This is a genomic window from Methanoregula sp. (assembly GCF_028679125.1).
GTDB lineage: Archaea > Halobacteriota > Methanomicrobia > Methanomicrobiales > Methanospirillaceae > Methanoregula.
In genome coordinates this window covers 17,006-43,586 of record NZ_JAJRCG010000023.1, presented here as the reverse complement: position 1 = coordinate 43,586, position 26,581 = coordinate 17,006, and the positions used below count along the sequence as shown (strand labels likewise).

At 57.3% G+C, this 26,581-nt stretch carries 25 protein-coding genes and 1 tRNA gene; 13 read left to right on the top strand and 13 right to left on the bottom strand.

Translation table 11 applies throughout. The annotated features are described in order from the left end of the window. Positions 1 to 22 precede the first annotated feature (22 nt). Positions 23 to 106: transfer RNA gene (locus tag LUQ43_RS12270), tRNA-Ser, on the bottom strand. Between the two features lie 317 nt (positions 107 to 423). On the opposite strand from LUQ43_RS12270, the gene LUQ43_RS12265 reads away from it, so the two are divergent. Next, on the top strand, positions 424 to 690 hold the full coding sequence (locus LUQ43_RS12265; RefSeq protein ID WP_299968168.1) for an AbrB/MazE/SpoVT family DNA-binding domain-containing protein: 267 nt from the start codon (positions 424 to 426) through the stop codon (positions 688 to 690). Next, complete coding sequence (locus tag LUQ43_RS12260; RefSeq protein WP_299968166.1) at positions 684 to 932, top strand: type II toxin-antitoxin system RelE/ParE family toxin; 249 nt, start codon at positions 684 to 686, stop codon at positions 930 to 932. Before LUQ43_RS12265 ends, LUQ43_RS12260 begins: the two co-directional genes overlap by 7 nt. Positions 933 to 1,117: 185 nt before the next feature. Here LUQ43_RS12260 and LUQ43_RS12255 read toward each other — a convergent pair whose 3' ends face one another. From LUQ43_RS12255 to LUQ43_RS12235, 5 genes are all read right to left on the bottom strand, one after another. Continuing rightward, positions 1,118 to 1,507 (bottom strand): type II toxin-antitoxin system VapC family toxin, encoded by a 390-nt coding sequence (locus LUQ43_RS12255; RefSeq protein ID WP_299968163.1) that lies wholly within the window; start codon positions 1,505 to 1,507, stop codon positions 1,118 to 1,120. Beyond that, positions 1,507 to 1,734 (bottom strand): antitoxin VapB family protein, encoded by a 228-nt coding sequence (locus tag LUQ43_RS12250; RefSeq protein WP_299968160.1) that lies wholly within the window; start codon positions 1,732 to 1,734, stop codon positions 1,507 to 1,509. The genes LUQ43_RS12255 and LUQ43_RS12250 overlap by 1 nt, the downstream gene beginning before the upstream one ends. A 389-nt stretch (positions 1,735 to 2,123) precedes the next feature. Beyond that, complete coding sequence (locus LUQ43_RS12245; protein ID WP_299968157.1) at positions 2,124 to 5,504, bottom strand: PAS domain S-box protein; 3,381 nt, start codon at positions 5,502 to 5,504, stop codon at positions 2,124 to 2,126. 112 nt (positions 5,505 to 5,616) lie between these two features. Beyond that, positions 5,617 to 7,656: a CHASE4 domain-containing protein gene (locus LUQ43_RS12240; RefSeq protein WP_299968154.1), complete on the bottom strand. Its 2,040-nt coding sequence runs from the start codon at positions 7,654 to 7,656 to the stop codon at positions 5,617 to 5,619. A gap of 226 nt (positions 7,657 to 7,882) precedes the next feature. Beyond that, a complete protein-coding gene (locus LUQ43_RS12235; protein WP_299968151.1) occupies positions 7,883 to 8,731 on the bottom strand; it encodes a GNAT family N-acetyltransferase in 849 nt (282 codons plus the stop codon). 187 nt (positions 8,732 to 8,918) lie between these two features. Here LUQ43_RS12235 and LUQ43_RS12230 point away from each other — a divergent pair, with 187 nt between their 5' ends. Next, positions 8,919 to 10,589: a hypothetical protein gene (locus tag LUQ43_RS12230; RefSeq protein ID WP_299968148.1), complete on the top strand. Its 1,671-nt coding sequence runs from the start codon at positions 8,919 to 8,921 to the stop codon at positions 10,587 to 10,589. A 132-nt stretch (positions 10,590 to 10,721) separates the two neighbouring features. Here the strand turns inward: LUQ43_RS12230 and LUQ43_RS12225 are convergent, their stop codons facing one another. The 5 genes from LUQ43_RS12225 to LUQ43_RS12205 all read right to left on the bottom strand — a co-directional run bounded on the left by LUQ43_RS12225 (position 10,722) and on the right by LUQ43_RS12205 (position 14,691). After that, entirely contained in the window at positions 10,722 to 11,498 is a 777-nt protein-coding gene (locus LUQ43_RS12225; RefSeq protein WP_299968145.1) for a CBS domain-containing protein, read from the bottom strand. Further along, complete coding sequence (locus LUQ43_RS12220) at positions 11,495 to 12,334, bottom strand: CBS domain-containing protein (protein ID WP_299968142.1); 840 nt, start codon at positions 12,332 to 12,334, stop codon at positions 11,495 to 11,497. Before LUQ43_RS12220 ends, LUQ43_RS12225 begins: the two co-directional genes overlap by 4 nt. A gap of 5 nt (positions 12,335 to 12,339) precedes the next feature. Further along, positions 12,340 to 13,281 (bottom strand): CBS domain-containing protein, encoded by a 942-nt coding sequence (locus LUQ43_RS12215; RefSeq protein WP_299968139.1) that lies wholly within the window; start codon positions 13,279 to 13,281, stop codon positions 12,340 to 12,342. Between the two features lie 97 nt (positions 13,282 to 13,378). After that, entirely contained in the window at positions 13,379 to 14,128 is a 750-nt protein-coding gene (locus tag LUQ43_RS12210; protein ID WP_299968136.1) for a CBS domain-containing protein, read from the bottom strand. Then, a complete protein-coding gene (locus LUQ43_RS12205; RefSeq protein ID WP_299968133.1) occupies positions 14,125 to 14,691 on the bottom strand; it encodes a CBS domain-containing protein in 567 nt (188 codons plus the stop codon). Before LUQ43_RS12205 ends, LUQ43_RS12210 begins: the two co-directional genes overlap by 4 nt. 268 nt (positions 14,692 to 14,959) lie before the next feature. Between LUQ43_RS12205 and LUQ43_RS12200 the strand changes: the two genes are divergently transcribed. Continuing rightward, entirely contained in the window at positions 14,960 to 15,607 is a 648-nt protein-coding gene (locus LUQ43_RS12200) for an Era-like GTP-binding protein (RefSeq protein WP_299968171.1), read from the top strand. A gap of 6 nt (positions 15,608 to 15,613) precedes the next feature. Further along, a complete protein-coding gene (locus tag LUQ43_RS12195) occupies positions 15,614 to 16,015 on the top strand; it encodes a Zn-ribbon domain-containing protein (RefSeq protein WP_299968130.1) in 402 nt (133 codons plus the stop codon). Positions 16,016 to 16,181: 166 nt separating this feature from the next. Here LUQ43_RS12195 and LUQ43_RS12190 read toward each other — a convergent pair whose 3' ends face one another. Further along, positions 16,182 to 16,919 carry a hypothetical protein gene (locus tag LUQ43_RS12190; RefSeq protein ID WP_299968127.1) on the bottom strand — a complete coding sequence of 246 codons (738 nt, stop codon included), beginning with the start codon at positions 16,917 to 16,919 and terminating at the stop codon, positions 16,182 to 16,184. Between the two features lie 59 nt (positions 16,920 to 16,978). Further along, complete coding sequence (locus LUQ43_RS12185) at positions 16,979 to 17,575, bottom strand: transglutaminase family protein (protein ID WP_299968124.1); 597 nt, start codon at positions 17,573 to 17,575, stop codon at positions 16,979 to 16,981. Between the two features lie 211 nt (positions 17,576 to 17,786). Between LUQ43_RS12185 and LUQ43_RS12180 the strand changes: the two genes are divergently transcribed. The 8 genes from LUQ43_RS12180 (at position 17,787) to LUQ43_RS12145 (ending at position 26,531) form a co-directional block, all read left to right on the top strand. Further along, positions 17,787 to 20,255, top strand: a complete 2,469-nt coding sequence (locus LUQ43_RS12180) for a CHASE4 domain-containing protein (protein WP_299968122.1) — start codon at positions 17,787 to 17,789, stop codon at positions 20,253 to 20,255. 105 nt (positions 20,256 to 20,360) lie between these two features. Beyond that, the gene (locus tag LUQ43_RS12175) at positions 20,361 to 21,605 is read left to right on the top strand and encodes a multidrug effflux MFS transporter (RefSeq protein WP_299968120.1); all 1,245 of its coding nucleotides are present in this window, start codon (positions 20,361 to 20,363) and stop codon (positions 21,603 to 21,605) included. A 210-nt stretch (positions 21,606 to 21,815) separates the two neighbouring features. Then, a complete protein-coding gene (locus LUQ43_RS12170) occupies positions 21,816 to 22,274 on the top strand; it encodes a 30S ribosomal protein S15 (RefSeq protein WP_299968118.1) in 459 nt (152 codons plus the stop codon). A 21-nt stretch (positions 22,275 to 22,295) separates the two neighbouring features. Continuing rightward, entirely contained in the window at positions 22,296 to 23,531 is a 1,236-nt protein-coding gene (locus LUQ43_RS12165; RefSeq protein WP_299968115.1) for a DHHA1 domain-containing protein, read from the top strand. Then, positions 23,528 to 23,761 (top strand): KEOPS complex subunit Pcc1, encoded by a 234-nt coding sequence (locus tag LUQ43_RS12160; protein ID WP_299968112.1) that lies wholly within the window; start codon positions 23,528 to 23,530, stop codon positions 23,759 to 23,761. Before LUQ43_RS12165 ends, LUQ43_RS12160 begins: the two co-directional genes overlap by 4 nt. 4 nt (positions 23,762 to 23,765) lie before the next feature. After that, positions 23,766 to 24,371, top strand: coding sequence for a 30S ribosomal protein S3ae (locus LUQ43_RS12155; protein WP_299968109.1), 606 nt, complete (start codon positions 23,766 to 23,768; stop codon positions 24,369 to 24,371). Positions 24,372 to 24,458: 87 nt separating this feature from the next. Then, complete coding sequence (locus LUQ43_RS12150; RefSeq protein ID WP_299968106.1) at positions 24,459 to 25,880, top strand: MFS transporter; 1,422 nt, start codon at positions 24,459 to 24,461, stop codon at positions 25,878 to 25,880. 522 nt (positions 25,881 to 26,402) lie between these two features. Beyond that, a complete protein-coding gene (locus tag LUQ43_RS12145) occupies positions 26,403 to 26,531 on the top strand; it encodes a hypothetical protein (RefSeq protein ID WP_299968104.1) in 129 nt (42 codons plus the stop codon). Positions 26,532 to 26,581 lie beyond the last annotated feature (50 nt).

The following is a 26,581-nucleotide window of genomic DNA, read 5'->3' as shown; positions in this document are numbered from 1 at the left end:
TTGTGAGACTGTCTCTTTTTAGCGCTGAGGGGGAGATTTGAACTCCCGAGTCCTTTCGGACACAGGTTTAGCAAACCTGCGCCATACCAGGCTTGGCTACCTCAACAGAGGAATCTCGCATCTTCTCAGACACTCGCAACGGATAGTCGCTGCTCCATGAATGGTGCTTTATTATATGGTAAGGGTGGGGTAATAAGCGTTGCGTAGATTTCCTACCAGAGGCAGGAGGGATCTCGTCAGGTTCACGCATCGCACGGTACTCATGAAGTCCGATGCGTACTCGTTACCGAACCTTGTATCTAAGTATGTGCAGCTTTGTATATGATTCTCCCGGAACTGATGAAGGCAACAACCGTTTCGGGTCCGGTATGATTATACAAAAACTCATATGGAATGATGTAAGACATATCTTACTGATTGGCCATGGATGTTGCAATTACCCGTATGAGTTCCAAAGGCCAGGTTGTTATTCCTGCCTCGATGCGAACCGATCTTCCCGAAGGTGAAAAGATCCTGATCATCAGGGACGGAGAACGGATCATTCTTAAACCGCTGACCGACATCGAACCGGCCTTGCGGGAGGACATCCTGTTTGCGGAAAAAACCGAAGCCGCATTCGTAGAATATTCCAAAGGTACCTTCACTAAGAAAGACGCAGGTGACTTCATCGAAGAGATGGATTCATGGTAATCGTTGCTTACGACCCGCACTTTGAAAAGACAATCCGTAAGATCAGCGATGCCCGGCTCAAGGAGCATGTGAAGCACCAGATCAAAAAAATTATTGGGAACCCGGGTCTCGGAAAACCGATGCGCTATTGCCGCAAACAGACCCGGGAAGTTTACATCCCGCCATTCCGGTTATCGTACTGGTATGATAAGCGCAAGGATACTCTGGTCTTCCTCGCTCTCTATCACAAGGATGAACAATAGTCGTCCCGGAACTCCGGATCAAAAAGTGACCTCCGGTTAACCACCTTCTGAATTCTGGCCCGGACCCCGTTTCAGCGTCCAAATGCAGCTAAATACCGTGGGTGCCCTGTCGACGTGAAAACTGCCCACCCGGTCCAGCACATATACAGTGAAATGGTATTGGTCCCATAGCAATGAGACAGAAGTCAGTAGGCTATAACCTTCAGTTCCGGTATCTTTTCGAAATGCCGGTCGCGGGTGATGATCTCCCCGTCGTTACACAGTGTTATAGCTGCAATCGCTTCATCAAAATCCCCGATGGGATTACCGTCACGGCAGAGCCCCGCAGCGATCCTGCCAAATACCGGGTATACCGTTTCATCGAGCGGAAGCAGGTTGAATAATTCCAGGATCGTATCTGCTTTCTCCACGTTCCTGCGGTTCCCTGACACATATGCTCCTTTGTACAGTTCCATGGCAGTAATCGCAGTGGTGGAAAGCGCGATATCCTGGCGCTCATACTCGTCATACCGCCGCAGTGCTGCAGGATCCCGTCTCATCATGTCGATGAGGAACGAAGTATCTGCAACAGGCATCAGAACTTTACCTCACGCAGCGTTGCTGTCCGCATCTCCCGGGAGACTTTTTCCACCGAGTCCGCAAGTTCGGTACAATCCCCGAGTTCGGCAAGTACATCAGACAACCTGCGCTTTACCGGATAATATTTCACAATCACTTCAGAGAAACTCGTTCTCTCGTCTTTCTTGAGCGCACGCAACCGCTCGTAAGCATCTTCGGTGATGCTGATAGTCTTCGTGGCCATAATCATACTGTGTATGTATGTGTATTTAATCATAGGTGTACAGGAGGTTATCCAGCCAAACCCTCAACAAATGAACGGACAGAATGAAACCTGTATGAGACAGGTAGGGGGTCGGGCACATTATTTCAGATCCGCATAACAACGGTCTTCCAGGAAATTCCTCACAGTAAAATTTCAAAGTTTTCACACTCCCAAAGCTCCCTGTCTGTACAAAAAAGTGGTCCGACCCCCTACAACCACCCTACAGGTTTACCTGAAAAAAATGCCAGTTTTACGAAGTAAAATTGCATATCCATGAGGATCGTTGGGCTGGAGGGGGTCGGAGGGGGTAAAAGTGTACGAGCCCTCGCGGTCGGTCAGGTTCCTGAAAAATCCGGACCACGTCCCGCTCACAACCGGGCGAACCGGTACGATCCTCTGGGCACCAGCAGCTCGAACCGGGCCCCGATACCGGGCGTGCCGGTCTCCCGGATGGTAATACCGGTGATACTGAGGATCTCACGGACAAGGAACAGCCCGAGACCGGTATTTTTACCAAACCCGCGCTCGAACAGGCGCTTCCTGTTCTCATCGCTGATACCAGCCCCGTCATCCTCACAGACAAGAACAAGCCCGTCAGCAATCTCCTGGCAGGAGATTCGCACGGCAGTCATCCGGTCCCCGCCGTACCGGAGGGCATTGTCAATCAGGTTATAAAAGACCTTGTCAAAGAGCGGATCCGCGTACACCTCAAGATCGGAGCGCTCGATGCACAGGGAGATTCCCCGCATCGGCAGGGCTGCTGCCGCTCCGAGGGCACTCGCCTCCACATTCTGCCACGCAGGATCTTTCACCCCCATATCCTGGTAATACCGGGTAAAGGCGATCTGCCGCTCGATCGTTTTGGCAATACTCTCTTCCTTGTCGATGAACCCCGCCACGGAAGCGGTGTCGGCAGGATTCATCCGGGACAGTTCGAGGAACCCTTTGAGCGACGTCAGCTGGTTCACGATATCGTGGCGCGTGATGCTGTTGAGGAGATTGAGTTTCGTATTTGCCTGCCGGAGGGCGCTCTCCATCTGTTTGATCCGGGTAATGTCAATATGCGTCCCGGTCATCCTCACCGGGCGGTGTTCGTGATCCCATTCAACGACTTTTCCCCGGTCGAGCACCCAGACCCAGTGCCCGTCAGCGTGAAGCATCCGGGCTTCGGACTCGTACACCGGGTTTTCACCAGTGAAGTGCTGCTGCTGCAGGATCTCGGAACGTCTCAGGTCATCCGGGTGACAGTATTTTTCCCAGGTCTTTACGGAGATCGGCTCCAGATCGGCAAGCGAATGCCCGATAATTTCTGCCCATCGTTCGTTGATGATGAGACGGCCTTCCGGAATGTTCCAGTCCCAGAACCCGGCACCGGACCCCGCGATCACGAGGGCCAGCTGCTCCCTGCTCCTCTGGATCTCCACCTCTGCCCGTTTCCGGTCCGTAATGTCCCGGAGCGACCCCGCGATACCCGCCAGATAGCCGCCGGGATTTCTGATTATGTGGGCGGACAGGGATACCGGCGTAGGAGTACCGTCACGTTTATTCAGCACGATCTCGAAATCCCGCACGTAGCCGGTCTCCTGTATTGCAACAGTCAGATCGTTTCTGTATTTCTCATCAGAGTAAACCGTCGTCACCGGTTTACCGGTCAGTTCCGCAACCGTCCACCCGGTGAGGGGATAACAGGAGGGCGAGAGGAAACGGATGATCCCCTTCGCATCCGTTTCATAATACAGGTCCTCGAACGATTCAACAATATTGCGATACCGGGCTTCACTCTCGAAAAGAGCTCTGTTCACCCGTTTCCGCTCGGTGATATCCCGTGCCGAGGCATAGAGCAGTTTCTCCCCATCAATTGTGACAGCGGTCGTGGTAATCTCCATGTCCCTGAGCGTGCCGTCTTTCCTGCGGTGGATGGCCTCAATGATCCCTCCTTCCCGGATCAATCCTGCAATCCACAGAGCGAACTGATCGATCTTCCTGGAGACATCCCAGTCCGCTATCGTCAGATGCGCCGCTTCCTGCGCAGAATAGCCGAGATGGGACAGGAAGGCATCGTTCCATTCCCGCAGTCTCCCGTCCTTGTCCATGACATGGATGGCATCCGTTGATGTGTGGAGCAGCAGCTCGTAGTACCGGCTCTTCTTCTCCAGTGCCTCCTCAACGCTCCTGCGCCGGGTCACATCCGCGATAAAACCTTCCAGGAACAACAGACGGTGGTCCTCGGAAAAGATGCCCTGGCCCCGCTCCTGGACCCAGCGGGTCTCCCCGCTCTTCGTGATGATGGGATACTCATCTTCAAACACCTCGAGCCGGCCCAGCAGGGTCTGCCACTTCTGCCAGATCCGTTCGCGGTGATCCGGGTGGATGAGAGCATTGAAGGTGATGGTCCGGTCAACGAGGAAATCCGCGGGTGCATACCCGGTCAGGTCCCGGCATCCCTCGCTGATATAGGTCATCGTCCAGTCACGGTCGTTCCTGCACCGGTAAACAAAACCGGGCAGGTGGCTCATGAGGGTGGTAAGGAACCGCTCCCTCTCCCTGAGCTGCTCTTCCACCTGCTGCCTGCTGGAGATATCGACGATGATTCCACGGAGCCCGGTTATGCGATCATTCCTGACGATGGGAACCGTATAGATCGTGACAGGGAACGTGCTGCCGTCCTTGCGGAGGGCCTGGTATTCCTGGCCGCCGGCCGGGAGCGGTTTTCCGGCCAGAATATCCCTCATGGCACGTACTCCCCGCTCCCGTTCTTCGGGAACAATCATGTCCGGGATATGAAGCCCCCGGGAAAAATCCTCCCGGGTGTACCCGAACAGCTGGAACGCAATGGCGTTGGCATAGGTGAGAAGGCCGTGGCAGTCCGCCTCGTACACGATCTGGGGGAGGAGATCTGCCATCTCACGGAACTTTTCCTTGCTCTCCCGGAGTGCCTCCTCGATCCGTTTCTGGTCCGTGATGTCCCGGATCGATTCAATGGCCCCGACCACCGTGCCTTGCATATCGTAGAGCGGGGATGCCGTGAACCAGAGGGCCGCACCCGTGCCGTTATTGAAATGGGGGATCGTGATCTCGGAGAAGAGGGTCTTGCCATCCCGCTTGATAAACGGGTAGTGTGGATCAGCCGGGTCGTTCCGGAGGACAAGATCGATAAGAATCGGGCGACGTTCATGGTAAAACGGGATCGCATATTCATAATCGCCTTTCCCCATCACGGCAGGGGCATTCACCCCGGTCATCCGTTCCATTGCCCGGTTCCACGCGATAATATGCCCGCTCATATCAATGGCAAACGTTGCATCGGGCAGGAAATTGATGATATCCGATTCCCGCCGCTCGTGGTCGTGGATGCTCGCTTCTGCCCGTTTCTGCTGGACTGCCTGGCGGATCTTATGCGCCAGCTCGGCAAACTGCGCCTTGGGGTCACCACCCTTCTGGAGATAGAAATCCGCACCATGGTTGATGGCCTGGATGACAACCTCCTCGCGGCCCCGGCCGGTGAAGAGGATGAACGGGATCGGGCCCACATTGGATCGGACGGTTTTTAAAAAGGTGATGCCGTCCATTTCCGGCATCTGGTAATCCGAGATGATGGCATCATACCGTACGGATCGCAGTTTCTCCATGGCATCAAGGGGTGACGAGCAGGTATCGATCGTCAGATCCCCGGTTTTTTCCAGGAATATCCGTGCAATCTCCAGGAGATCCGGTTCGTCATCCACATACAGGGCGGTAATCGTGCTCATAGTAACCGGGATGAACTATATGTATCCTGTTCAGTTCTGGTTAAAGATGATTCCGGTAGATCCTGTATCCTGCCCCGCACTGGAGATATCCGGCATCGCTGCCACATCCGCTTCAGGTTCTGTTCACCCGGTACGACCCCTCCGGCACCAGCAGCTCGAACCGTGCCCCTTTGCCAGGCTCCCCGGTCTCCCGTATTGTAATCCCGGTGATGGAAAGGATCTCGCGCGAGAGGAAGAGCCCGACTGCTCCTCCTGTACCCGTGCCCTTCTCAAATATCCGCTCCTTGTTTTCCGCCCGGATACCGCAACCATCGTCCCCGATAACGATAACTGCCCCGTTGCCGGTGATCGTATACTCTGCCCGCAGGACCGTGGCATGCCGACTATGCCGGAGCGTGTTCTCCACCAGGGTGAAGAAGACCCGCTCCAGCAGTGGATCCGCATAGATCTCCAGTCCCGCCAGATGGAAGTCCCGCTGCAGAGCCCTGTAATCAAGGTGGGATATCGCAAACGCCATCACTTCGGTTACGCGTTGCCACCGGGGGGGATTGACCCCCAGATCGCTGTACTCCCGGGCAAACGCAAGCGAGGACTCGATCCCCGCCCCGGCATCTTCCTGCTTCTTTAAGAGATCAAGATGCCTGGGATCGGTGAGTTCCTTTCGCAGGAGATCGCGATATCCCCGCTGGACAAAGACCTTGTTCTGGATATCATTGAAGATCACCGTATTGAGGAGCGCAACCTTCTTGGTGACTTTCTGGAGGGCATTCTCCAGCCGTTTCTGTTCGCTGATATCGAACGTCAGGAGCCCGATCTGGATAACCTCCCCGTTGGAGTCGAAGACCGGGTAGTGGGTGATGAGAAGGGTCTTCCCACCGGACTCAACCTCGCACTGGACAGATGCCTTCTTCCTGATCGCCTCTTCTGCCTGTGCAACGTATTTCCCCAGTTTGTCCCGGGGCTGATGATCGCTGACATGCGTTCCTGGTAGTTCGTCTACCGGCGTGTTCAGGAATGCCGCAAGCGCCGTGTTGGCGAAGAGAATGGTTCCATCACGGGAATACAGGCCGGCCGGGTCCGGCAGGGCATTGATGAATATCCGGAGCTGGCGCTCACTCATCTGGAGATCCGCCCGGGATGCAAGGATCGTGCGTTCGAGTGCCGCCAGTTCGTCATTGCCCGCGAGGACAGGAACACCATTATCAGGATTTTCCACGGGGGTTCTGACACGGTTTGAGAGGGCGTCGATGCGCCGGAGAATCATATGATCCATAATGAAGACCACAATAAGGGCCGTGATACCCGCCCAGAGACAAAGGAGAAGGAGGTCGGTAGAGGTATTGGCAAGACCTGCACGGTAGATATCACGCTGCATGGTGACCCCGAGGACAAGGGGTCTGCCCGCGAGATCCCCGATGCTGCGGTATCCCGTTATCGTGCTCTCATTATCCGGAACAAGCACGGTCTGTACGCCATCCAGCTGGTATTCCCGTGCCCTGAACTGTTCATTCCCTGCACCCGGCCGTTCCCGGGAGAGGAGAACCACATACCCGGTAGAGGCTTCGATTCTCTGGAGGGGGCCGTTTTCCACGTACCTCCCCATGATGAGCGTTCCCATCGGGGGTCCGCTCTTGTCAGAAAAACGGATGGGGGTTGATGCGATGAACATGGGCCCTTCGGGTAAAAGCAGCACACCGGCCGTCCCCGGATCATCCGTTGTATGGTGAACCAACGCGGATGTGTTCCGGATATCCTGAAGGATCTCTTCAGAAAGGATCTGATCCTGCTGGAAATCCGGTGACCTGATCCGGCCATAGACAAGATTTCCTTCAGGATCAAGGACCAGAAATAGGGGGACGTTGATCGTCTTAAGGCTCTCGGGATTCAGGTTCCGCTGGACATATCCGTTGTCATTGGTGGCGACAAAGGAGGCGGTCTCATCCCACCATCCCCAGTCCTGCGACGTACTCAGGAGCAGTGAGGACTCCCCGTTCATACCGGATCTCACCTGGCCGAAAGCCTTGTTCATGTCGGTGTATTCAAGCCGGTCAAGGCCGTCCATGGTTATGCTGAACGAGACTACCGCTATCACAGCGAAAAGAAAGAGGAAGACCAGACCGAGGATAAGGAGCGTGCGGTTCCTGAGTTTCATGCGGCATCCCTGCTGACCAGGCACGTTCCTGCCCGACAGAACAGATGTCCTGAAGTACCGGCGTCTTGGACATGCAATACTCTACGCTGACAATAAAAAAAGGATCCGGTCAGGTATTATTTGTTCGATAGTATGTTTTCATGCAGGGTATGATCGGACTGCACCAGCCTGTCGTACCGGACAGTTCATTCACGTCCTCTTACGCCGCCACCGATACTGCCCTGGCTTAACCGAGCTCGAACGTGGTGACCCCGAAGATCTCATCCAGCGGGAGCGGGACGGGTTCCGGCGTGGTATAGAGCCGGGCGGTGAAGAAGACCGGGTTCATGGAGCGGTCCTTCACGAGAGCGGCAGCACCCGTATTCGGGACCGGGATATCGAGATAGAACTGCTCGCCGGGGATACCTGCCACGAGCCCGTCGAGGATGAGTTCTGCGGTTGCCCGGTTGCGGGCAAAGAGCGGCCCGATCTTGTGACCGGCCTGGCAGGGTCGCCGTACGCCGTACCCGAGGATCTTCCCCTCATTATCCAGCAGTGCAAGCCCGTGATGGCCCGGGTGCTGCACCCAGCACCGGAGGAAACGCTCCCGCCGGGCCGGGAAGTGTGCTGCATCATAGTCCGCAAGCAGCCGGAAGTCCACGTCCCGTGCCGGTACGAGCCCGGCTGGCATCGTCCCGCCGCCGGTCCCCTCGTACCGTGCATTGTTGTAGTGCAGGAAGAGCCCGCCATCCTTCTGGTACTTCTCCACCATTGCAACAACACCGTCGCAACCCACAATGCGTGAACCGGCATGGCGCATCGCATATCGGTAGAGTTGCATCCCGATTCCCTGTGCCCGGTATGCAGGGTCCACAATGAAGAGACCGTAAAACGAGATACGGTCATCGTAGTTGACCACCGAGACCATCCCGACGATCTTCCCGTCCGTTTCAGCGCAGAAGAAACCATCCGGGTCAGTGGCATAGAAACATTCAGCATCTGCACGACCGGGATTCCATCCCTCACGTGCGGCCCATGCGATCGCCATACCAGCTTCCTCCCGGGTCATGGTCCTGAACAGTACATCGTCTCTCACGGGTATCTCCTCAGGGGGATATTGGCGGGAGAACTACATACGCGTGACGGATCGATGGACGGGATTCATTCATGATACGTATATGTTCAATACATCCCGTCATCTATGCATTATTTGACCGTCACCCATGTGACGAATATAAGAGATCGGCGGGATGTCAGGGTGATGAAAAAGGTATGATTTCCGTATGAAAGTCAACAGATGGTTCATTGTATCAGGACTTCTGATCCTGGCTGTTGCAGCCTTTGCCGGGTGCACCGGCACCTCGTCAACTACCGCATCCTCCGGAAATGCCGCTGCTGCGGACCATGCTGCCGTGGCTGCCAGCACAACATCCGGCAGCAGTCCCCCCGGGGGCATGCCTCCCGGCAGTAACTCCAGCTCCTCAAACGGCATGGGGGGCCCGGGGGGTATGATGCCCGGGAGCAACTCGTCTTTCGGGGACTGGGGAGCCGGTGCGGCTCCACCGGGAACCAGGGGAGGAAACATCAGTTCCTCAAACGGCATGGGGGGCCCGGGGGGTATGATGCCCGGGAGCAACTCGTCTTCCGGGGGCATGGGAACCGGCGGGGCAACGCCGGGTGGTAGGGGACAGGGAGGTCCCGAAGGATCAGGCCAGACGGGCAGCGGGGTACCTGGGGGCAGCAGTTCCGGCTCGTCATCGTACACGTTCAGCGGTACCTACACCCTGGATGGCGGGACCGCGAGCGAGACCGGCAAGACCTACTCATCGTCTACCAACGATATCTCAGCGGTCTATGTCACCGGCAACGGCGACCTCACCCTGATAAACCCGACCATCATAACAACCGGCGAGACCTCGTCGAGCGATGCAAGCAGTTTCTACGGCCTCAATGCAGCGGTTCTCGCATCTGACGGGGGAAAAGTGACGATCAACGGCGGCAGTATCACCACGAGCGGCAGCGGCGCCAACGGCGCATTCCCGACCGGTACCGGGTCGACCATCGTCCTGAACAGGGTCAGCATCAAGGCAACCGGTGGCGGGGGCCATGGCGTCATGGCAACGAACGGCGGCACCCTGGTCCTCACCGATGTCGATATCGACACCACAGGGGCCAACAGTGCACCCCTTGCAACGGACCGCGGCAGCGGCACCGTAACGGCAACCCGGGGAACAATCATCTGTTCCGGTACTGACTCGCCGGCAATATATTCGACGGGTGTGATCACGGTTACGGATGCTACGGCTACCGCAACCGGTTCGGAAGCCGCGGTCATCGAGGGCTTCAACTCCATCATCCTTGAGAACACCACGCTGACCGGCGGGGTGGCGAAGACCGGCGGCACCATGATCTACCAGAGCATGTCCGGCGATGCCGATGCCGGAACGGGAACGTTCACGATGGATGGCGGTTCCTACACGTCAACAGCCGGCCCGGCATTCTTCGTCACGAACACGAATGCCAGGATCACGCTGGACAGCGTGAAGGTCACCAGCAATTCGGATACCCTCATCAACGCAGCGGGAACAACCCGCTGGGGCACCTCCGGGAGCAACGGCGGTACGGTTACCTTTACTGCTGAAAACACCGCCCTGACCGGCTCGCTCGTCACCGACAGTATCAGCTCGATTGACGCAACCCTGAAGAACGGCGCATCGCTGACCGGTGCCATCAATTCGGCAGCACTGACCCTCGATGCAACCAGCTCGTGGAGCGTCACCGCCGATTCGGAGCTGGCCAGTCTTTCCGATACCGACGGGATCTCGGGCACCAGCATCACCAACATCAACGGTAATGGCCACACGGTAACCTATGATGCAAGCCTTGCGGCCAACCGTGCACTGGGGGGGAAGACGTATACCCTGACGAACGGGGGAACGCTCACACCGGAATAACCTGGCGGACTGTACAGCGTCCAGATGAATCATTATCTTTTTTAAACTGGGGGAATAGGCCCATACAACCAGAACCGGGAATTTTCCGGTGTCGGAACACTATAAAAAAGGGAGATTGGATCGGGTCCCGGATCAGAGTGCGTTGACAAGCGAGCGCCGGGTGACAACGCCTGCCAGCTTGCCCTTGTCCATCACCGGGAGAGAACTGATATTCTTCTTCAGCATCAGGGCAACGGTATCGGCCACCTTTGCCGTCCGTTCCACGCTGATGAGCGGGGAGCTCATGATATCCTTGACCAGCAGGTTCCGGATCCGGTGGTCCTGGTGGTTGTCGTCCACCTGTTTGCGGAACTCGCGCATGGCGATTGCCACGTCGGTCTCGGTCACGATGCCCGTGTATTTCTCGTGCTCCGTCACCACGAACCGGTTGATGTTGTCGTCCAGCATCCGGCGCCGGAGGTGGACAACGCGCTCGTCTGCCTCGATAGTCAGCACCTTCTCGATCGCGCTCTCCATCCCGTCCTCGGGCTGGTATTTCTTCAGCAGGTCCCCGGCCGAGACCTGCCCGATGAGCTTGTGATCGGCATCGTAGACCACGACGAGCTTGTACTTCTGGAGAAGGGGTATCAGGACGTTCGTGTTCTGGTCCGGATAGACACTGGTGAAGTCCTCCTCGACCACGCTTGCCACATGGATGGCAGTCGGGGCAAGGCTGGAGTTCTGCTTGCTCCCCAGCTTCTCTGCGATTGCCTGCCGTGAGACCGTGCCGACCACCGCGTTGTTATTGACGGCGATCAGGGGATCGAGGCCGAACTCGAGCATCTTATCAAGCGCTTCGGTTATCTTGGCTGATTTTGCTATGGTTGCGGGCTTTGCCATTACGTCTTTGATAAAAACTTCTTTTGTCATTTCGCCACTTCCTTTATGATATCGTCGCGTTTTAGTATCCCCACTATCGTGCTCTCGTCCATGACAACAAGGCTGTTGACATGGTGTCTCTCCATCAGTGCAATGGCGTCCGGAAGCAGTGTCTCCGCGTGGACCGTGATCACGGGACTCGTCATCAGGTCTTCTGCGGCTACCGGGGGGATCACCATCAGGTTCTGCCCGCCCGGCCCGTCCGCCGTTTCGCGTCTTCGTATGGCTATGTCTTTTTCAACCACACCCGATATCTTTGGTTCGTCTTCGTAGAATGCCAGGTTCGTCTCGGTGATGATACCGGCAGGGGTACCGTCATCGTCCGTCACCAGCACCTTGTCATTGCGTTCGCGCATCACGCCGACCACGTGGTCGAGCGAGTGGTAGCGGCTGACCGTTGCTACATCCTCCATCACGTCCCCGGCCGGGCAGGTCAATGCCCGGACAAGGGCGGATTTCATCAGATCGGTCTTGGTCACGATACCCCTCACTACACCTTCATCCACAACGGGGACACTGCTAATGTTCTTGTCAACGAACATCCGTGCAATCTCCCGCACACTGGTGTCAGGTGCGACCACGAGAGGGATCTCCGTCATGAGCGCCCCCACCGGGATCCGGTCCAGGGGGCGGCGGCGCCAGGCCGGCTCTGCCTGCCGCATCCGGTAGGCGATGTCCTTTTTGGTGATGATACCGGCAAGCTTCCCGTCTTCCATGACCGGGAGACGGGAGATATGGTGCCGGACCATCAGGTTCCGGGCATGCGCAACCGTAGCATTCGGATCCACGACAAAGACAGTTGCGGTCATCACATCGCGGGCATACATTGCTCTTACCCTCCTGCAAACTCCCGCACGAGATCGAACTCGGTGACAAGTCCGATCAGGCGCGAATCCTCGATCACCGGCAGGGCCCCGATGTTCCGGGTGAGCATCTCCCGGGCCGCCTCGTTGATGGTCTTCTCGGGGGTCGTCGTGAAGAGCTCGCCTGCCACAAGCGTCCGGACCGGAAGGCCGGTCACTTCCGCGACATTGCCGGTCGTCATGCGGGAGAAGGCTTCGCGGCTCCCGAGATACCGCATGATATCCGTTGCCGTGACAATCCCGTACAGGACGTCATCGCTCACCACCGGTAAGCGCCGGAAATGGTGCCGGGTCAGGTCGCGGGTGACCGAGGCAATCGGGAAGTCCGGGGCGGTGACCCGGAGATCCGAACTCATCGCGTCCTCGACCCGCAGCGCACTGTGCTCTGCGGCGAGCACCCCCAGGACGTCGCGTTCCGTAACGATCCCGGCAAGGATCCCGTCCTTGTCAACCACCGGCAACCCGCCGATCTTTTTACTGACGATCACGTCAATGGCATCACGGATGCGGGCGTCAGTATGAAGCGTCTCTACCTGCTGCGTCATGATCGATCGGACAGGTTCATTGACCGCGGCGATCAGGTTGCCGTTGTGCCTGACCTCGACAAGCTTGTACTTGTCCCCGCCCCCCATGAAATTGATGATATCCCCCGAGGTGATGATCCCCCGCAGCGTGCCGGTGCCGGCATCGGTGATAGGAAGCCGGCGGAACCCGCACTTCGTCATCTGCTCCACGGCCGCCAGGATACTCTGCGTCGGCGGTGCCGATACGACGTCGCGGGTAGCAATCGCCATGATCTCCCCGGCCTGTTCTGCTATATGGGACTTGAACTCCACCGGGCCCCGGTCGAGGGTCCCTGGCATTTTTAAGAGCCGGTCGCCCTGTTTGGCAATCCGGCCGTTCTGGTGCATTAATGCCCTCCGTTTCTGGTGTTTTCCTTTTGGTTCCCGGGACATCTTCGCCCCGGCATATTCCTGGTTTTTCCTCGTGTCTTCCTGTGTAATGCCTTCATGCGAGTGCTGTAAGGACATCGTGGCGGTTGACAACACCGACAAGGTGTTCCCCGTCCACCACCGGCAGGATGCTGACATCATGGCGGACGATCAGTTCTGCCGCAGCGCTGATCGGCTCATCCGGGGCGATCGTGACAACATCCGTGGTCATCACGTCCCCGACAGGGGTATGGGTGTGCTGCGCAAGTGCCGATCTCACCCGCCTGCTGCTGATGAGGTCGCGCCGGGAGATGATCCCTGCGAGGCGCTTCTTCCCGACAACCGGGAAGGCTGCAAAGCCGCTCTCCATGATCATCGTGTACACCTTCTGGATATCATCGTCCGGTGTTGCTGAGACAATCTTGCGGGACATGAACCGGGATACGGGGCCGTGCAGCTCGTTCCGCGATATGATCACCGGGAAGAGGTCAGCTATGAGGACCCCGCCGACCACGTGCGATCTGTCGTCGACTACTGCCACGCTGTCCGTATGGAACTGTCGTATCGTTCCTGCCACCTGCTCGATCGCATCGGGGGGATGTGCCACGGGCGCTTCCCGGACAAATCCCTCCACAGTCACGTTCGATTTGGTTGCGGTCACCCGCAGGCCATCCGTGATATCGATATAGCCGAGGAGCTTCTTCTTTGCGTCCACGACATAGACTTCCCGGAACCGGTCATCTCGTAGAATCTGCCGTGCCTTGGTTATCTGGTCACTTGGTTTCAGCACAGGGATCTCTACGATGAAATCCTGTGCTGTCTTCATCTGATATTGTCCTCCTCGCGGCACTGGGGACAGAGCAAAACGCTGTCCACCCGCTTAAGGTCATCAGACATCTGGCTGCAGCGGTCGCATACGCCCTGCTCGACGATCTCCTCGCGGTTGATCTCGATAACATCCGTGAGGAGCTCGTTGAGCTCGTTGGAGACGGTAAGGAGATCCCGCACGGTCACGATGCCGATAACTTTCTTATTGGTATCGACGACCGGAAGCCTCCTTACCCTATGCTTCACCATCATCTTGGCAGCGTCCACTACAGTCTTCTCCGCACTCACCGTAATGAGTGGCGTGCTCATGATATCGATTACCGGTACAGTGCTCGGTTTGAGATCTTTTGCCACCACCTTGCAGGTAAGGTCTTCCTCGGTCACGATGCCGATGGGCTTCATGTTTTTGAGGATGATGACGCTCCCGACCTCTCCGGTGCACATCGCCTTTGCGGCTTTTGCTGCAGTGGCATCAATGCCGATCATGATCGGGTCTTTCTTCATCACTTCCCTGAGGGGGACATGGGTCTCAACCCGGATTGCGTTGTTTGTCTTTTTCATGAGTCACCTCCTTGAAGTGCTTGTGCTGATGATTACAATTAGCATACTCCCCTCCCCTTGTATAAATACAATGTGGCCGTGCCGGCAATCCATGCGGGACAGTAATATTCAGGCAGCCCGACGTTCCCTTACCGGCGTGGGAGTGTACCTTCAGGGATAAGAAACATAATAAACTGCGTATTCAATACATTACTAAGGCAGTATGGTGAATCGATTGAGCCGGGATTATCCGGGCCACATTGCATTCCCATCGAGGTGAATAGTGAAGATATTTTATCAGACCTTTGGCAGGGTAAAGAAGAAATTTTCCAATTTCCTTAACCGGTTTTTTAAGAAGAAGCGGACCCGGATCGGTATTTACGGTCCCCCGAATGCGGGGAAGACAACACTCGCCAACCGCATTGCCCGCGACTGGACCGGTGACGCGGTCGGCCCGGTGAGTGAGATCCCACACGAGACCCGGAGGGCACGAAAGAAGGAGGATATCGTCATCTCCGGTGCGAACGGGAACACCGTTGTCATGGATATCGTCGATACTCCCGGTGTCACGACCAAGATCGATTACCACGAGTTCCTGGAGTTCGGGATGGAGAAGGATGAGGCGATCATCCGGGCCCGCGAGGCAACGGAAGGTGTCGCCGAGGCTATGCACTGGCTCCGCGAGGATATCGACGGCGTTATCTACATGCTGGACTCGACAACCGATCCGTTCATGCAGGTCAATATCATGATGATCGGGATCATCGAGGCCCGGAACCTGCCGGTGATCATTGTCGCCAACAAGATCGACCTGCCGGACGCGGCGCCGGCACGGATCCGCAGCGCCTTTCCCCAGCACCCCGTTGTCGCGATCTCGGGGCTCGAAGGCCGGAATGTTGAAGACCTCTACGAGACGATGCTCGAGTACTTCGGGTGAAGGGCGATGCCGCACAAGTGCACGAAATGCGGGCGGGAATACAAGGACGGGTCAACCGAGATCCTGAAAGGGTGCGAGAGCTGCGGCGGCAAGAAGTTCCTCTACGTCAAGGAAGCAGAGATCAACAAGGACGTTCTCGAAGAGAAGACGATCGACGAGATAGCAGAGGAGAGCCAGCAGGAAGTCCTTGAGCTTGGCGGCCCGGCGAAGAAGCAGGTGGAGATGTACGACCGGGTCGAGACGATCCGGATCGTTGCGCCCGGCTCATATGAGCTGAACCTCGAGAAGATGGCCCAGACCGACGAGCGGATTGTCAGCGTGGGCAAGGAAGGCTCCTATATCATCGACCTGATGTCGATGTCAGATGAAGAGTCAAAGAAGAAGACGAAGAAAAGCCGGAAGAAGTGAGAGATCCCATCCCCTTTTTTAATAGTATTCCAGCGATCAGACGCTCTGGAAAGTTCTCACAGAAGGGGGAGATCCCCGGTTTGCGAAGTACGGTATTTCCTGTTCTGGCACAAGAGGGGGGCGGGATTGTTGAGAGGTTCCGTTCATCGTGCCGGAACATGAAAACCTATCGCGTTGCCAGCTCGTCCCGGATCCCTTCATACGGCGCCGGCAGGTCAAGGCGCCGGTAGAACTCATCGGTCACGATGACACTGTTGATGATCGCCCATTCCGCACAGCCATGCCCAAGGCACTTATCCGGGAAGAACGGCTGGTTCTTTGCAGCGAACGGGTTGGCAGCAAATTTCTTCCTGAGAAGTTTCTCGATCTTTTCCACCATGGTTTCTTCGCCTTCTCCCGCCGCAGCGCCTTCACGGATCACCACCCACTCCCGCTTGTAATGCATGAGGTGGTTGCGGATCTCGATCAGGGTCTTTACATTTGCAAACGCCTGATCTCCTTCATCGAAGGGTGATCTTCCCGCAATGGTGAGGATCTTCTGGTACTTGCTGATCATCGGGGCCCGGTCGAAGTTCTTCTCGTTTCGCCACTTCTCCCCTATTGTCCTGAGCAGCGCCTCGTGCTCCTCGTCAGCAAAGAAATAGGCATCGTCGGCAGCATCGGCATAGAGTTCGTTGATGGTGGACTCAAGGAACGCGACAGTTGACAGGACCGAGTTGAGGATGAAGGCCTCGTGACGGATGAGGAGGTCAGGGGATTGTCTACCGTTCCCCCGGCCGGCCTCTTCGATAGCGTACCCGAGCCGGCAGAGTACCGCGGCAGACTGGAGGTAACGGACCGAGAAGCAGTCCCGGAACCGGATCGCCGATTCCTCGCCCTCCATCTCAAGGGGGATCTTGTCCATAGGTACCATGCATTTTTCCTGCGAGGGTAAAAAGGGTGGGGGATGCTGATCTCCGCGGTTCAGATCTTCGCAACCTCGATGTCCGGCAGGTGTCTGCGCACCGCTTCGATATCAGAATACCGGGTGAGCCCGTCAACAATGATCGGCAGGGGCTCTGCCCAGATCTCGGGGAGTTCCGCCTCGCCTTCCACCCGTGCCACATAGGGCAGGACTTCCACCGGAGGGGTGAACGCCGCATCGTGCCCGGGCTTGAGGCCACGGGCATCGGCCCGGTACCAGCCATACCCTTCAAGCCAGATCGCGTTGAGCCCGTGCAGGAAGAACGGCTGGCCGAACTCTCCCGACACGAGGCGCTGGTAACAGAGCCCTGCGGGAATGCCGTTTGCCCGGAGGAGCGCTGCAAGAAGGTGACTCTTGGCATAACAGAAGCCGGTCCGGTACCGGAGCACGTCTGACGCCTTCAGGGTCACCGGGTTCTTCCTGTGATCCCAGCTGTGGAGGATCTCGTCGCGGACAAAGAGGAAACAGCATTCCGCGATCTCCCGGTCCGAAGTGCAGCCTGCGGCAAGATCCCGGGCTTTTTTTGCAACATCAGGATGAGGGTAATCGATGACTGGCGAGGGTTCCAGATAGCGTGCAAGATAGTTCCTGTCCATAGTGACAGCTCCACATGTGCTGCATCCGTTTTGGCATCGCCAGGAGATACAGGTATTCCTCGTGCCAAGCGGCAGGCTCATAGCAGGATCATTCCTTTCATTGGTTTTAAACCATGGCCGGACACCAGGACATGCAATTCCCCGCCAGATATAAATACCAATATTTAAATTTACACTATTCATACTTGTCCGGTTCAGGTAAGGCCAGCCAATGGATCTCAGGACTAAACTGCTGCTTGGTATCGGGATCACCCTCACTATAGCATTTGCACTGGTCGCCATCTTTTCTGCCATCTCCATGGAGTCCAGTTACCAACACCTGGAAAATTATGAGGTGGGACACGCAGTCGGATCCACGCTGAAAGCAATGGAGATCGACATGAGAACCGCCTATTCCACAGCACGGGACTACTCTGCCTGGACTGAAACCTACCGGTTTGCGCAGGGAGAGAATCCGGGCTGGGTCGGCCAGAACATGGGAACGGACTTCTTCTCGCGGTTCTCGATGGACTATGTCTTCATTTACGACAAATCAGGCCACCTCATCTACACCGTCCAGTACAATGCCACGGCGAATGAACTCTCACCGGTACCAGATGCACTTATCGCTGATATCACGGATATCGTCAGGGTAACCAACTTCACCGGAGCAGAGAACGGGACGGTCGCGATCACCGATACAACGAACGGGCCGGTCTTCATGGCTTCCCATCCCATCCTTACCGATGATTTTGAAGGCCCGGCCACAGGAAGCCTCCACCTCGTCCGCAGGCTGGACAACCGGTACCTTGCAGGCCTCTCCGAGAGGGAAGGCTATACCATCACCATCGTTCCTTCAGAGGATCTTCAGGACAGCACACCCTTTGCCGGTGCTGTATCCCGGTTCTCATCCGGCCGCCCGGGCGAGATACGGGCCGATAACAACGGGAATATCTCTGGATATGTCCCGCTCGATGACACAAACACTCCCAACAGGTATTACCTCCGGGTGTCAGAACCCCGTAATATTTACAACACCGGCATGGCCGGTATCGTCACCTTCCTCTCAAGCCTTGCAGTGGCCGGTGTCTTCATCATTCTATGTATCCTGCTCTTTGTGGACCGGATCATCCTCTCGCGGCTCAACAGCATCATCAGGACGGTGAGGGCCAGGAAGAGTGCCGGGGATAGTACGGTACCGTCAGCACAAAACGGGGAGGATGAGATCTCACAGCTCGCCATGGCAATTGACCCGGTCTTTGCCCAGCTCGCGGAGTCCCGGGAGCGGCTTTCTGAGAGCGAAGAGCGGTACCGCACACTGGCCGAGTCGGCCCGGGACTTCATCTTCATTATCGACAGGGACGACAGGATCGTGTACGTCAACACGTTTGCGGCAGACTCGGTCGGGCATTCCCGGGCAGAACTCGTAGGGACGCCGCGTTCCACCCTGTTCTCAGGTGACACGGGGGAGCACCAAAGGGAGAGTATCCGACGCGTCCTTTCAACCGGCCTGCCGCTCAAGATCGAGAGCAGCCTCCCGCTTCCCACCGGTGAGAACTGGCAGGACACCCTCCTTGTCCCGATCCGGGACCGGAACAACACCATCACCGGCGTCATGGGGATCTCTCGGGACATCACGAAGCGCAAACGGGCAGAAGAAGCGGTGCAGGCATCGAATGTGCGCTTCCGGACCGTCATGGACAGCCTTGATGCGCTGGTCTATGTTGCCGACATGCAGAGCTGCGAGGTCCTCTTCCTGAACCAGCGCGGACGGCACGTCTGGGGAGACATTATCGGAAAAGAGTGCTGGAAAACCATCCAGGACGGGCAGACCGGGCCATGCTCCTTCTGTACCAACAACAAACTTGTGGATGACACCGGGAATCCAACAGACGTGCTGGTCTGGGAGTACCAGAACCGGGTAACCTCACGATGGTACGAGTGCCGGGATCGGGCGATCCGGTGGACCGACGGCAGGCTCGTACGCCTTGAGATCGCGACGGATATCACCGATCGCAAGAAAGCGGAGGATGCCCTCTTCAATGTGAACAAGAAACTCAACCTGCTCTCGACCATCACCCGGCACGACATCCTCAACCAGCTCACCGCTCTTGCAACGTATCTCGATCTCTCCCTCGATTATGCAGACAACGATACCCTGAAGGATTTTATCACCAAGGAACAGCAGATAGCCGCGATTATCAACCGGGAGATCAATTTCACCCGGGATTACCAGGAACTGGGCGTTCAGACCCCGGTCTGGCACAACGTGAATGCCACCATTACCGGCATTACGCGTTCGCTCATCGCAGGCAAGGTGAATGTGAATACCGGATTTTCCGATCTCGAGATCTTTGCCGACCCGCTCCTTGAAAAGGTCTTCTTCAACCTGCTCGACAATGCGATCAGGTATGGCGGGGAGCACCTGTCGGAGATCAGGTTCTCTGCTCGCGAGACCGGGGATGGGCTCGTGATCTCCTGCGAGGATGACGGGCCGGGCGTCCCGCCGGAGATTAAGACACAGATCTTCCAGCAGGGATTTGGCCACAACACCGGTCTTGGGCTCTTCCTCTCGCAGGAGATCCTCGGGATCACGGGCATTACCATTGCCGAGACCGGAACGTTCGGGTTCGGTGCACGGTTCGAGATCACGGTGCCGAAAGGGATGTACCGGTTTACAGGACGGAATCACACCGGGTAAGCGTGGGTAACCCATGCCCCCCATCCAAGGAAACCCTATATCGGTTTCAGGACAACGATAAAGTAGTTCCCTGCATCAGCCTGCGATGCAGGTTAAGACCTGGAGATGACCACTGTTCCTGACGATGACCCGATCCCAAGAGTTCCCCAGAAGTATCTTGGCAACCGGGGACTTATCCTCCTGATCGCGGTGCTCTCCGCGTTTGTCCCGCTGTCGACGGATCTCTACCTTCCCGCCCTCCCCGGGATGAGTGATTTTTTTGGTGTCTCTGCTGATATCACGAACCTGACCCTCATCCTCTTCTTTGTCTTTTTCAGTCTCGGGATGCTCTTCTGGGGGCCGCTCTCCGACAAGTACGGCCGCCGGCCGATCCTGCTTGCCGGCCTCGCCCTCTACATTGCGGCAAGCGCAGCGTGTACCCTGTCATGGGACATCTGGCACCTGATTCTCTTCCGTATCCTCCAGGCCGTTGGCGGGAGTGCCGCATCCGCAGTAGCAACCGCGATGGTCAAGGACCTGTATGACGGGAGGAGACGCGAATCGGTGCTCGCGATCGTCCAGTCCATGGTTGTCATCTCGCCCGCCGTTGCCCCGGTCATCGGGGCGTTCATGCTTCCCTTTACCTCGTGGCGGGGCCTCTTCTGGATGCTTGCCCTCATCGGAGTTGTCTCCATGATCGGCAGTATCCTGCTGACCGAGACGATTCCCTCGCGGTATACCGGCACCATGATACAGTCCGTCCGCCGGCTCGGTACCGTGCTGAAGAATCCCGGGTTCACCTCGCTTTTGATCGTCTTCTCGCTCGTGAGCGTGGCATCGCTGGCATTCATCGCCGACTCCTCGTACATCTACGAAGACGTATTCGGGCTCTCCGAGCAGTGGTTCAGTTACTACTTTGCCATCAATGCCATCGCGATGATCTCAGGACCCCTCCTGTACCTCCGGCTCTCCCGGTCATTCGGCCGCAGGTCGATCATTCTTTCCTGTTTTATCGTTATGCTTGCCGGAGGGGCACTGATCTGCCTCTTTGGCGGCAAAGGACCCCTGATCTTTACCCTTACCCTGTTCCCGGCGTCGCTGATGGGCAGCTGCGTGCGATCTCCCGGCGCATTCCTCATGCTCGAACAGCAGAGGGAGGACACCGGTTCCGCGTCCGCCCTGATCAACTGTTTCGGCCTCGTGTTTGGCAGTGCCGGAATACTCCTTGCATCCCTGGACGCAGACAACCTCATCCTTATCCTCGGGGCGATCTACGTCTCGACCGGGCTGGTATGCCTTCTCGGCTGGCTGCTGATTGGCAGGCTGAGCCTGGCAAGAGAGGTGCCGGACAGGGAAACCGGGGACCGGTGAAGGCGGGATTATGGGGGAATTTTCTCCCGTTCCCTTTATTACCCCTCCCCTCCAACAGTATACCAGCACTTTTACTTGTGCTGACAGATGTAAGTCCGACGTGCGACACCGCACTGCCTGAACATGGCTTTGGGATTACAGAGAGTCAGTAGCTGCAAAACGCAACTGCACTTTTCTGGACTTACGTTCGTCGATTTAGGAGGCTATACCATGGCACGAATGCACGCCCGCAGAAGGGGCAAGTCATGCTCAATCCGCCCCTACCGGAAACAGGCTCCCGCGTGGTCGAACACCGACCCGCAGGCGATCACCAAGATCATCCTGGATCTCCGTAAGGAAGGCGCATCGAGCGCAAAGATTGGACTGGTCCTGAGAGACCGACACGGAGTACCCGACGTTAAGCTTGTCACCGGCAAGCGCATCGGGACCATTCTTCGCGAGAACAAGGTTGCGACCGAGATCCCTGAGGACCTCCGCGACCTGATGAGCAAGGCCCTTGGCCTCAGGAAGCACCTCTCCGAGAACAAGAGGGATCTGCACAACAAGCGCCAGCTTCAGCTGGTCGAATCCAAGATCCGCCGTCTCGTGAGATACTACACGTCGAGCAGAAAACTGCCCGCCGGCTGGGTCTACAAGCCGGAGAATGCCGAGATCCTCCTCTCCAGGTAAATCGTCAGGAAATCGTCCATCATGTCCCCGTCGCTTGAATCCGCAGCTGAGACCGTTGCGGCACAGATCCGCAGGCAGGAATTTGTCGAGGTGTTAGCGCACCACGACGCAGACGGCATTGCAGCCGCTGCCATCCTCTGCCACGCGATGCTCCGTGCAGGCATACGGTTCAGGCTCCGGGTGCGACAGGACGTCAGCGCATCGGATCTTACCGGTGAGAGTGCATACCTCCTCTGCGATATCGGTGCAGGGATTGCCGACCTCCCGAAGACGACGATGGTGGTAGACCACCACCTCCCGCTCTTTACAGGAGAATTCCACGCAAACCCGCGCCTTGCCGGTATCGACGGCGATCGCGAGCTCTCCGGGGCAGGTACCGCGTACTACGTGGCCCAGAAACTGGGCGACAACCGCGATCTTGCCGGCCTTGTCATACCCGGCATTATCGGGGACGGGCAGGAGATTGTCGGGAAAAATCTCGAGATCTTCAACGATGCGATCACGAACGGGATCATTGTACCGGACCGTGGCTTAAAACTCCCGGGCCGGGACATGATCGAGCGCTGGTATACCGCGACCCACCCGTACCTCGATGGAATCAGCGGCGAGGAACAGCTCGTTGCTGATTTCATCGACAGTTCCCGGGACCAGACCAAGGGCGAGGAGCCGCTCCGGCTCGATACCCTGGTCTCCCGCATTGTACTCGAAGCGGCACCGAAAGCAACCCTTGCCGGTCTTGAAGGCATCTACGGCGACACCTTCCACCTCCAGCGCGAGGTGATAGAAGATGCCCATGCCCTCGCCGCGGTCATCGACGCCTGCGGCAAGACCGGCAACGGCGACATCGGCGCAACGCTCTGCCTGCGCTCATCGCACGACATCGATCGTGCATGGGAGATCGCACGGCAGCACCGCGTCCGGGTGATAGGCGCAGTCAAATCCGCCCGCCCGCATGAGGGAGTACCCGGGGTATACGAGGTGCAGGACGCAACCGTTGCAAGCGACGTTGCCGACATCCTCTCCCGGGACATCCCGGCAGAAGGCCCGGTACTCGTGTACGCAAAGAGCGGCAGCATGTGCCGGATCTCGGTCCGCTCTCCCTTGAGCAGCACCGTTGAACTCGGGCCAAAGGTCCGGGAGATCGCGGCAGCCTGCGGGGGAAGCGGTGGGGGGCACAACCTCCGGGCAGGGGCAACCATTCCCTGCGACCAGATCGGCGCATTCGCGAAAGGCTGGCAGGAGGCGCTTGCAGCATGATGCAGATCGAAGGCACTATCACGACCCTGCACCAGGATGCTGCCTGCGTTGCCCCGGCACTCTCGCCCGACAACCTCCGCAGCATGGAGACGCGGGCAGAGGGCGACCGGGTGGTCACGACCATCGCGGGTACACAGCTCCGATCGGTCATCGAATCCGTGGACGATTATCTGATGAACCTGGCAGTGGCGGAGGACGCATGTTCTCTGCACGGGAAATCCAACAGGTGATACTATGGCAAAGAAGAAACAGGTAGGAAGAAGAGTTGAAGGCTGGAAGGCCAAGAGCTGGTACAAGGTGCACACCCCCGACACCCTCGGCAAGGTGTACATCGGCGATACCATTGCAAACGATGCTGAGAGCGTTGTGGGCCGCATCATGCACGCAACGCTCGGCGAGATCACCAACGATTACGCCAAGCAGTACATGAAGATGAGCTTTAAGATCGAGAACGTGACCGGTGATTCGGCATATACCGAGTTCGTTGGCCACGAAGTGACCCGCGACTATCTCCGCTCGCTCGTGAAGCGCCGGAGCTCCCGCATCGACACCATCGTCCTCGTCGTCACCAAGGATGGCAAGAAAGTCCGTCTGACGATCTGCACGTACACGTTCGCCCGTGCCAACATCTCTCAGGAGCACGCGATCCGGAACGCAATTATCCAGGCCGTTGCAGCACAGTCAGGCGCATGGGACTTAACCACGCTCCTGAACGGGATCGTTTCTGGCGAGATCTCGCGCGATCTCTTCAAGGCAGTCAAGACGATCTACCCGACCCGCAGGGTCGAGATCACCAAGTCCAAGGTCGAACCGGTAGCAGCACCGGTCGACACGACCTAATCCCTTTTTTTAAGAGCCTGCCATCAGGCCCCGTACGGATCCGGTATTCCGAACGTTAATGAAATCTCCCGCTCTATACTGTAGCTCATGTCCACCGTCATCATGGATCCCCTGCGCCAGAAACTCCTGCTCGGAGCAGTAGCGCTCGGCGTAGTGATGGACGGCATCGATGGATCCATCGTGAACGTGGCGCTCCCGACCATGGCCACGTACTTCAGTACGGACACCGGGACGATCGCGTGGGTGATCATCACCTACCTGCTGATGATGGCCGGGCTCCTCCTTGTCTTCGGGAAACTCGCAGACCGGGGGCTTGCCAAGAGACTGTTCCTCCTCGGGTTCATCATCTTCACCATCAGTTCTGCTGCCTGCGGGATCGCCCCGTCGCTCGACACCCTGCTCGCTGCACGGATCGTACAGGGTATCGGGGCGGCGATGATCGCCGCCGTTGCCCCGCTGCTCTGTATCCGGTACCTTCCGAAAGAGATGCTCGGTACTGCCCTTGGCGTTATCGCTGCAACCGCTTCCATCGGGTTCGCCGCCGGGCCGGCAATAGGGGGAATCCTCACCCAGCACCTCTCGTGGCACTGGATTTTCCTGGTCAACATACCGATCGGCATCATCGGGATCCTCTTTGCAGCCCGGGTGATCCCGGCAGATGAGCCGGGCATGGGAGACCGCACGTCATCCTTCGACTACCCGGGGGCTGTCCTGCTCTTTGGCGCCATGGTCTTCTGTACCTTTGTATTGGAAGAAGGGGCAGCCCGCGGTGTATCGGATCCGCTGATCCTCATCTGCGGGATAGTATGCCTGCTCTGCTCGGGGCTGTTTGTTGCCCGGGAACTGGCGATCCCGGAACCTTTTGTGAACATAAGGATCTTTTCAGGATGGCAGTTCACATCGGTGACGACTGCATACCTGCTGGTGAATGTCATCTTCATGGGAGTCCTGTACCTCCTCCCATTCTATCTCACGATGGAGATGCACTTCGATCTTATGACAAGCGGTCTGTGCCTCCTGATCCCGCCCGCGGTGATTGCCATCCTCAGTATCCCGTTTGGTAAGTGGTCAGACCGATACGGACGGCGGGCATTTGCAGTGGCAGCCTGCGGGTTTGTTGTTCTCTACAGTGCCATATTCGCGTTCATCTCGCCGGGATCCGGGATCGTTCCCCTGCTTGCCGGGCTCATCGTGATGGGGGTGGCATTCGGGATCGCAGCCGGGCCGGCTGCGAGCAGGATCATCGAGAGCGCACCCAGGGGCGAGGAAGGCACCGGATCCTCGCTGATGGTGACTGCCATCTATTTCGGCGGCGTGCTCGGGACAGCGATCTATGCAGCACTCTTCACCTTCGCAACCATGGATACCGGTGCAGTTGTCGCGTTCACGGATCTCGATCCCGCAACGTTTCTGGACGGGTTCCACATCACGATGGTAGCAGGCATTGTGCTTTCCCTCGTAACGGTCGTGCTCTCGGCAATCGTGCCGGATGAGAAGAAGACTGCGTGAGCGGTGTAGTACTTGGTGTACCTGGTGCGGGACAGGCCGGACCCTGTCTGAAATTTTTGATCGCGATCAAAGGGTGTAAGTTCGTGAGGCGATTGTAGGATAATTAACCTACAATCGGTTGTACAACCTACAATATTTTTCAATCTTCGACGTGAATGCGGCAGGCGATCAACCAAACCCTGCCTGAAAAAATGCGAGCAGGGGTCGAAGGGGTGGTTGAATTTTTTTTACTCGGTAGAAAACATTTCGATATACCAACGCTCCCGGGCTTATGTTGCACCCGTGCAGCGAGTGTCGGGCGGTGTACTTCCCGTGTGAACAAACCAATGTGATTCAGGTTAAGACTGTCGGAAATTTTCTCCCGGACCTGTTGGTCACGGGCGGTAAAATATCAAAGTACACCGCCCTACCCCCCCAAGCCCCTCCCATTTTCGAGCCGGATTCATGCAGTTTTACGGGATGACTGGGGGGATTGTTCTGGCTCCGGGGGAGCGGGGGTCTGGCGGTGTACAAACATGGTGCATGCCAGTACCGGTCACCTGCACGATCCCGGACATCGACAATCTCCCGTTCATCGAAGTATCGCTCAATGCCGGAGTGCCTGTAGTGACCGGGAGTGGCCGGGGTTTTCCGGATAATCCACCACAATAACCGTCCTTTTCCCCCCGCATTCCAACCGCGAGTCTAATTACCCCTCCCGC

Excerpts from the sequence above, each read along its gene's own strand:
- LUQ43_RS12265 (WP_299968168.1), top strand. The coding sequence starts at position 424 with ATGGATGTTGCAATTACCCGTATGAGTTCCAAAGGCCAGGTTGTTATT.
- LUQ43_RS12260 (WP_299968166.1), top strand. The coding sequence starts at position 684 with ATGGTAATCGTTGCTTACGACCCGCACTTTGAAAAGACAATCCGTAAG.
- LUQ43_RS12255 (WP_299968163.1), bottom strand. The coding sequence starts at position 1,507 with ATGCCTGTTGCAGATACTTCGTTCCTCATCGACATGATGAGACGGGAT.
- LUQ43_RS12250 (WP_299968160.1), bottom strand. The coding sequence starts at position 1,734 with ATGGCCACGAAGACTATCAGCATCACCGAAGATGCTTACGAGCGGTTG.
- LUQ43_RS12245 (WP_299968157.1), bottom strand. The coding sequence starts at position 5,504 with ATGAGCACGATTACCGCCCTGTATGTGGATGACGAACCGGATCTCCTG.
- LUQ43_RS12240 (WP_299968154.1), bottom strand. The coding sequence starts at position 7,656 with ATGAAACTCAGGAACCGCACGCTCCTTATCCTCGGTCTGGTCTTCCTC.
- LUQ43_RS12230 (WP_299968148.1), top strand. The coding sequence starts at position 8,919 with ATGAAAGTCAACAGATGGTTCATTGTATCAGGACTTCTGATCCTGGCT.
- LUQ43_RS12225 (WP_299968145.1), bottom strand. The coding sequence starts at position 11,498 with ATGACAAAAGAAGTTTTTATCAAAGACGTAATGGCAAAGCCCGCAACC.
- LUQ43_RS12220 (WP_299968142.1), bottom strand. The coding sequence starts at position 12,334 with ATGTATGCCCGCGATGTGATGACCGCAACTGTCTTTGTCGTGGATCCG.
- LUQ43_RS12215 (WP_299968139.1), bottom strand. The coding sequence starts at position 13,281 with ATGCACCAGAACGGCCGGATTGCCAAACAGGGCGACCGGCTCTTAAAA.
- LUQ43_RS12210 (WP_299968136.1), bottom strand. The coding sequence starts at position 14,128 with ATGAAGACAGCACAGGATTTCATCGTAGAGATCCCTGTGCTGAAACCA.
- LUQ43_RS12205 (WP_299968133.1), bottom strand. The coding sequence starts at position 14,691 with ATGAAAAAGACAAACAACGCAATCCGGGTTGAGACCCATGTCCCCCTC.
- LUQ43_RS12195 (WP_299968130.1), top strand. The coding sequence starts at position 15,614 with ATGCCGCACAAGTGCACGAAATGCGGGCGGGAATACAAGGACGGGTCA.
- LUQ43_RS12190 (WP_299968127.1), bottom strand. The coding sequence starts at position 16,919 with ATGGACAAGATCCCCCTTGAGATGGAGGGCGAGGAATCGGCGATCCGG.
- LUQ43_RS12185 (WP_299968124.1), bottom strand. The coding sequence starts at position 17,575 with ATGGACAGGAACTATCTTGCACGCTATCTGGAACCCTCGCCAGTCATC.
- LUQ43_RS12180 (WP_299968122.1), top strand. The coding sequence starts at position 17,787 with ATGGATCTCAGGACTAAACTGCTGCTTGGTATCGGGATCACCCTCACT.
- LUQ43_RS12175 (WP_299968120.1), top strand. The coding sequence starts at position 20,361 with ATGACCACTGTTCCTGACGATGACCCGATCCCAAGAGTTCCCCAGAAG.
- LUQ43_RS12170 (WP_299968118.1), top strand. The coding sequence starts at position 21,816 with ATGGCACGAATGCACGCCCGCAGAAGGGGCAAGTCATGCTCAATCCGC.
- LUQ43_RS12165 (WP_299968115.1), top strand. The coding sequence starts at position 22,296 with ATGTCCCCGTCGCTTGAATCCGCAGCTGAGACCGTTGCGGCACAGATC.
- LUQ43_RS12160 (WP_299968112.1), top strand. The coding sequence starts at position 23,528 with ATGATGCAGATCGAAGGCACTATCACGACCCTGCACCAGGATGCTGCC.
- LUQ43_RS12155 (WP_299968109.1), top strand. The coding sequence starts at position 23,766 with ATGGCAAAGAAGAAACAGGTAGGAAGAAGAGTTGAAGGCTGGAAGGCC.
- LUQ43_RS12150 (WP_299968106.1), top strand. The coding sequence starts at position 24,459 with ATGTCCACCGTCATCATGGATCCCCTGCGCCAGAAACTCCTGCTCGGA.
- LUQ43_RS12145 (WP_299968104.1), top strand. The coding sequence starts at position 26,403 with ATGCCAGTACCGGTCACCTGCACGATCCCGGACATCGACAATCTCCCG.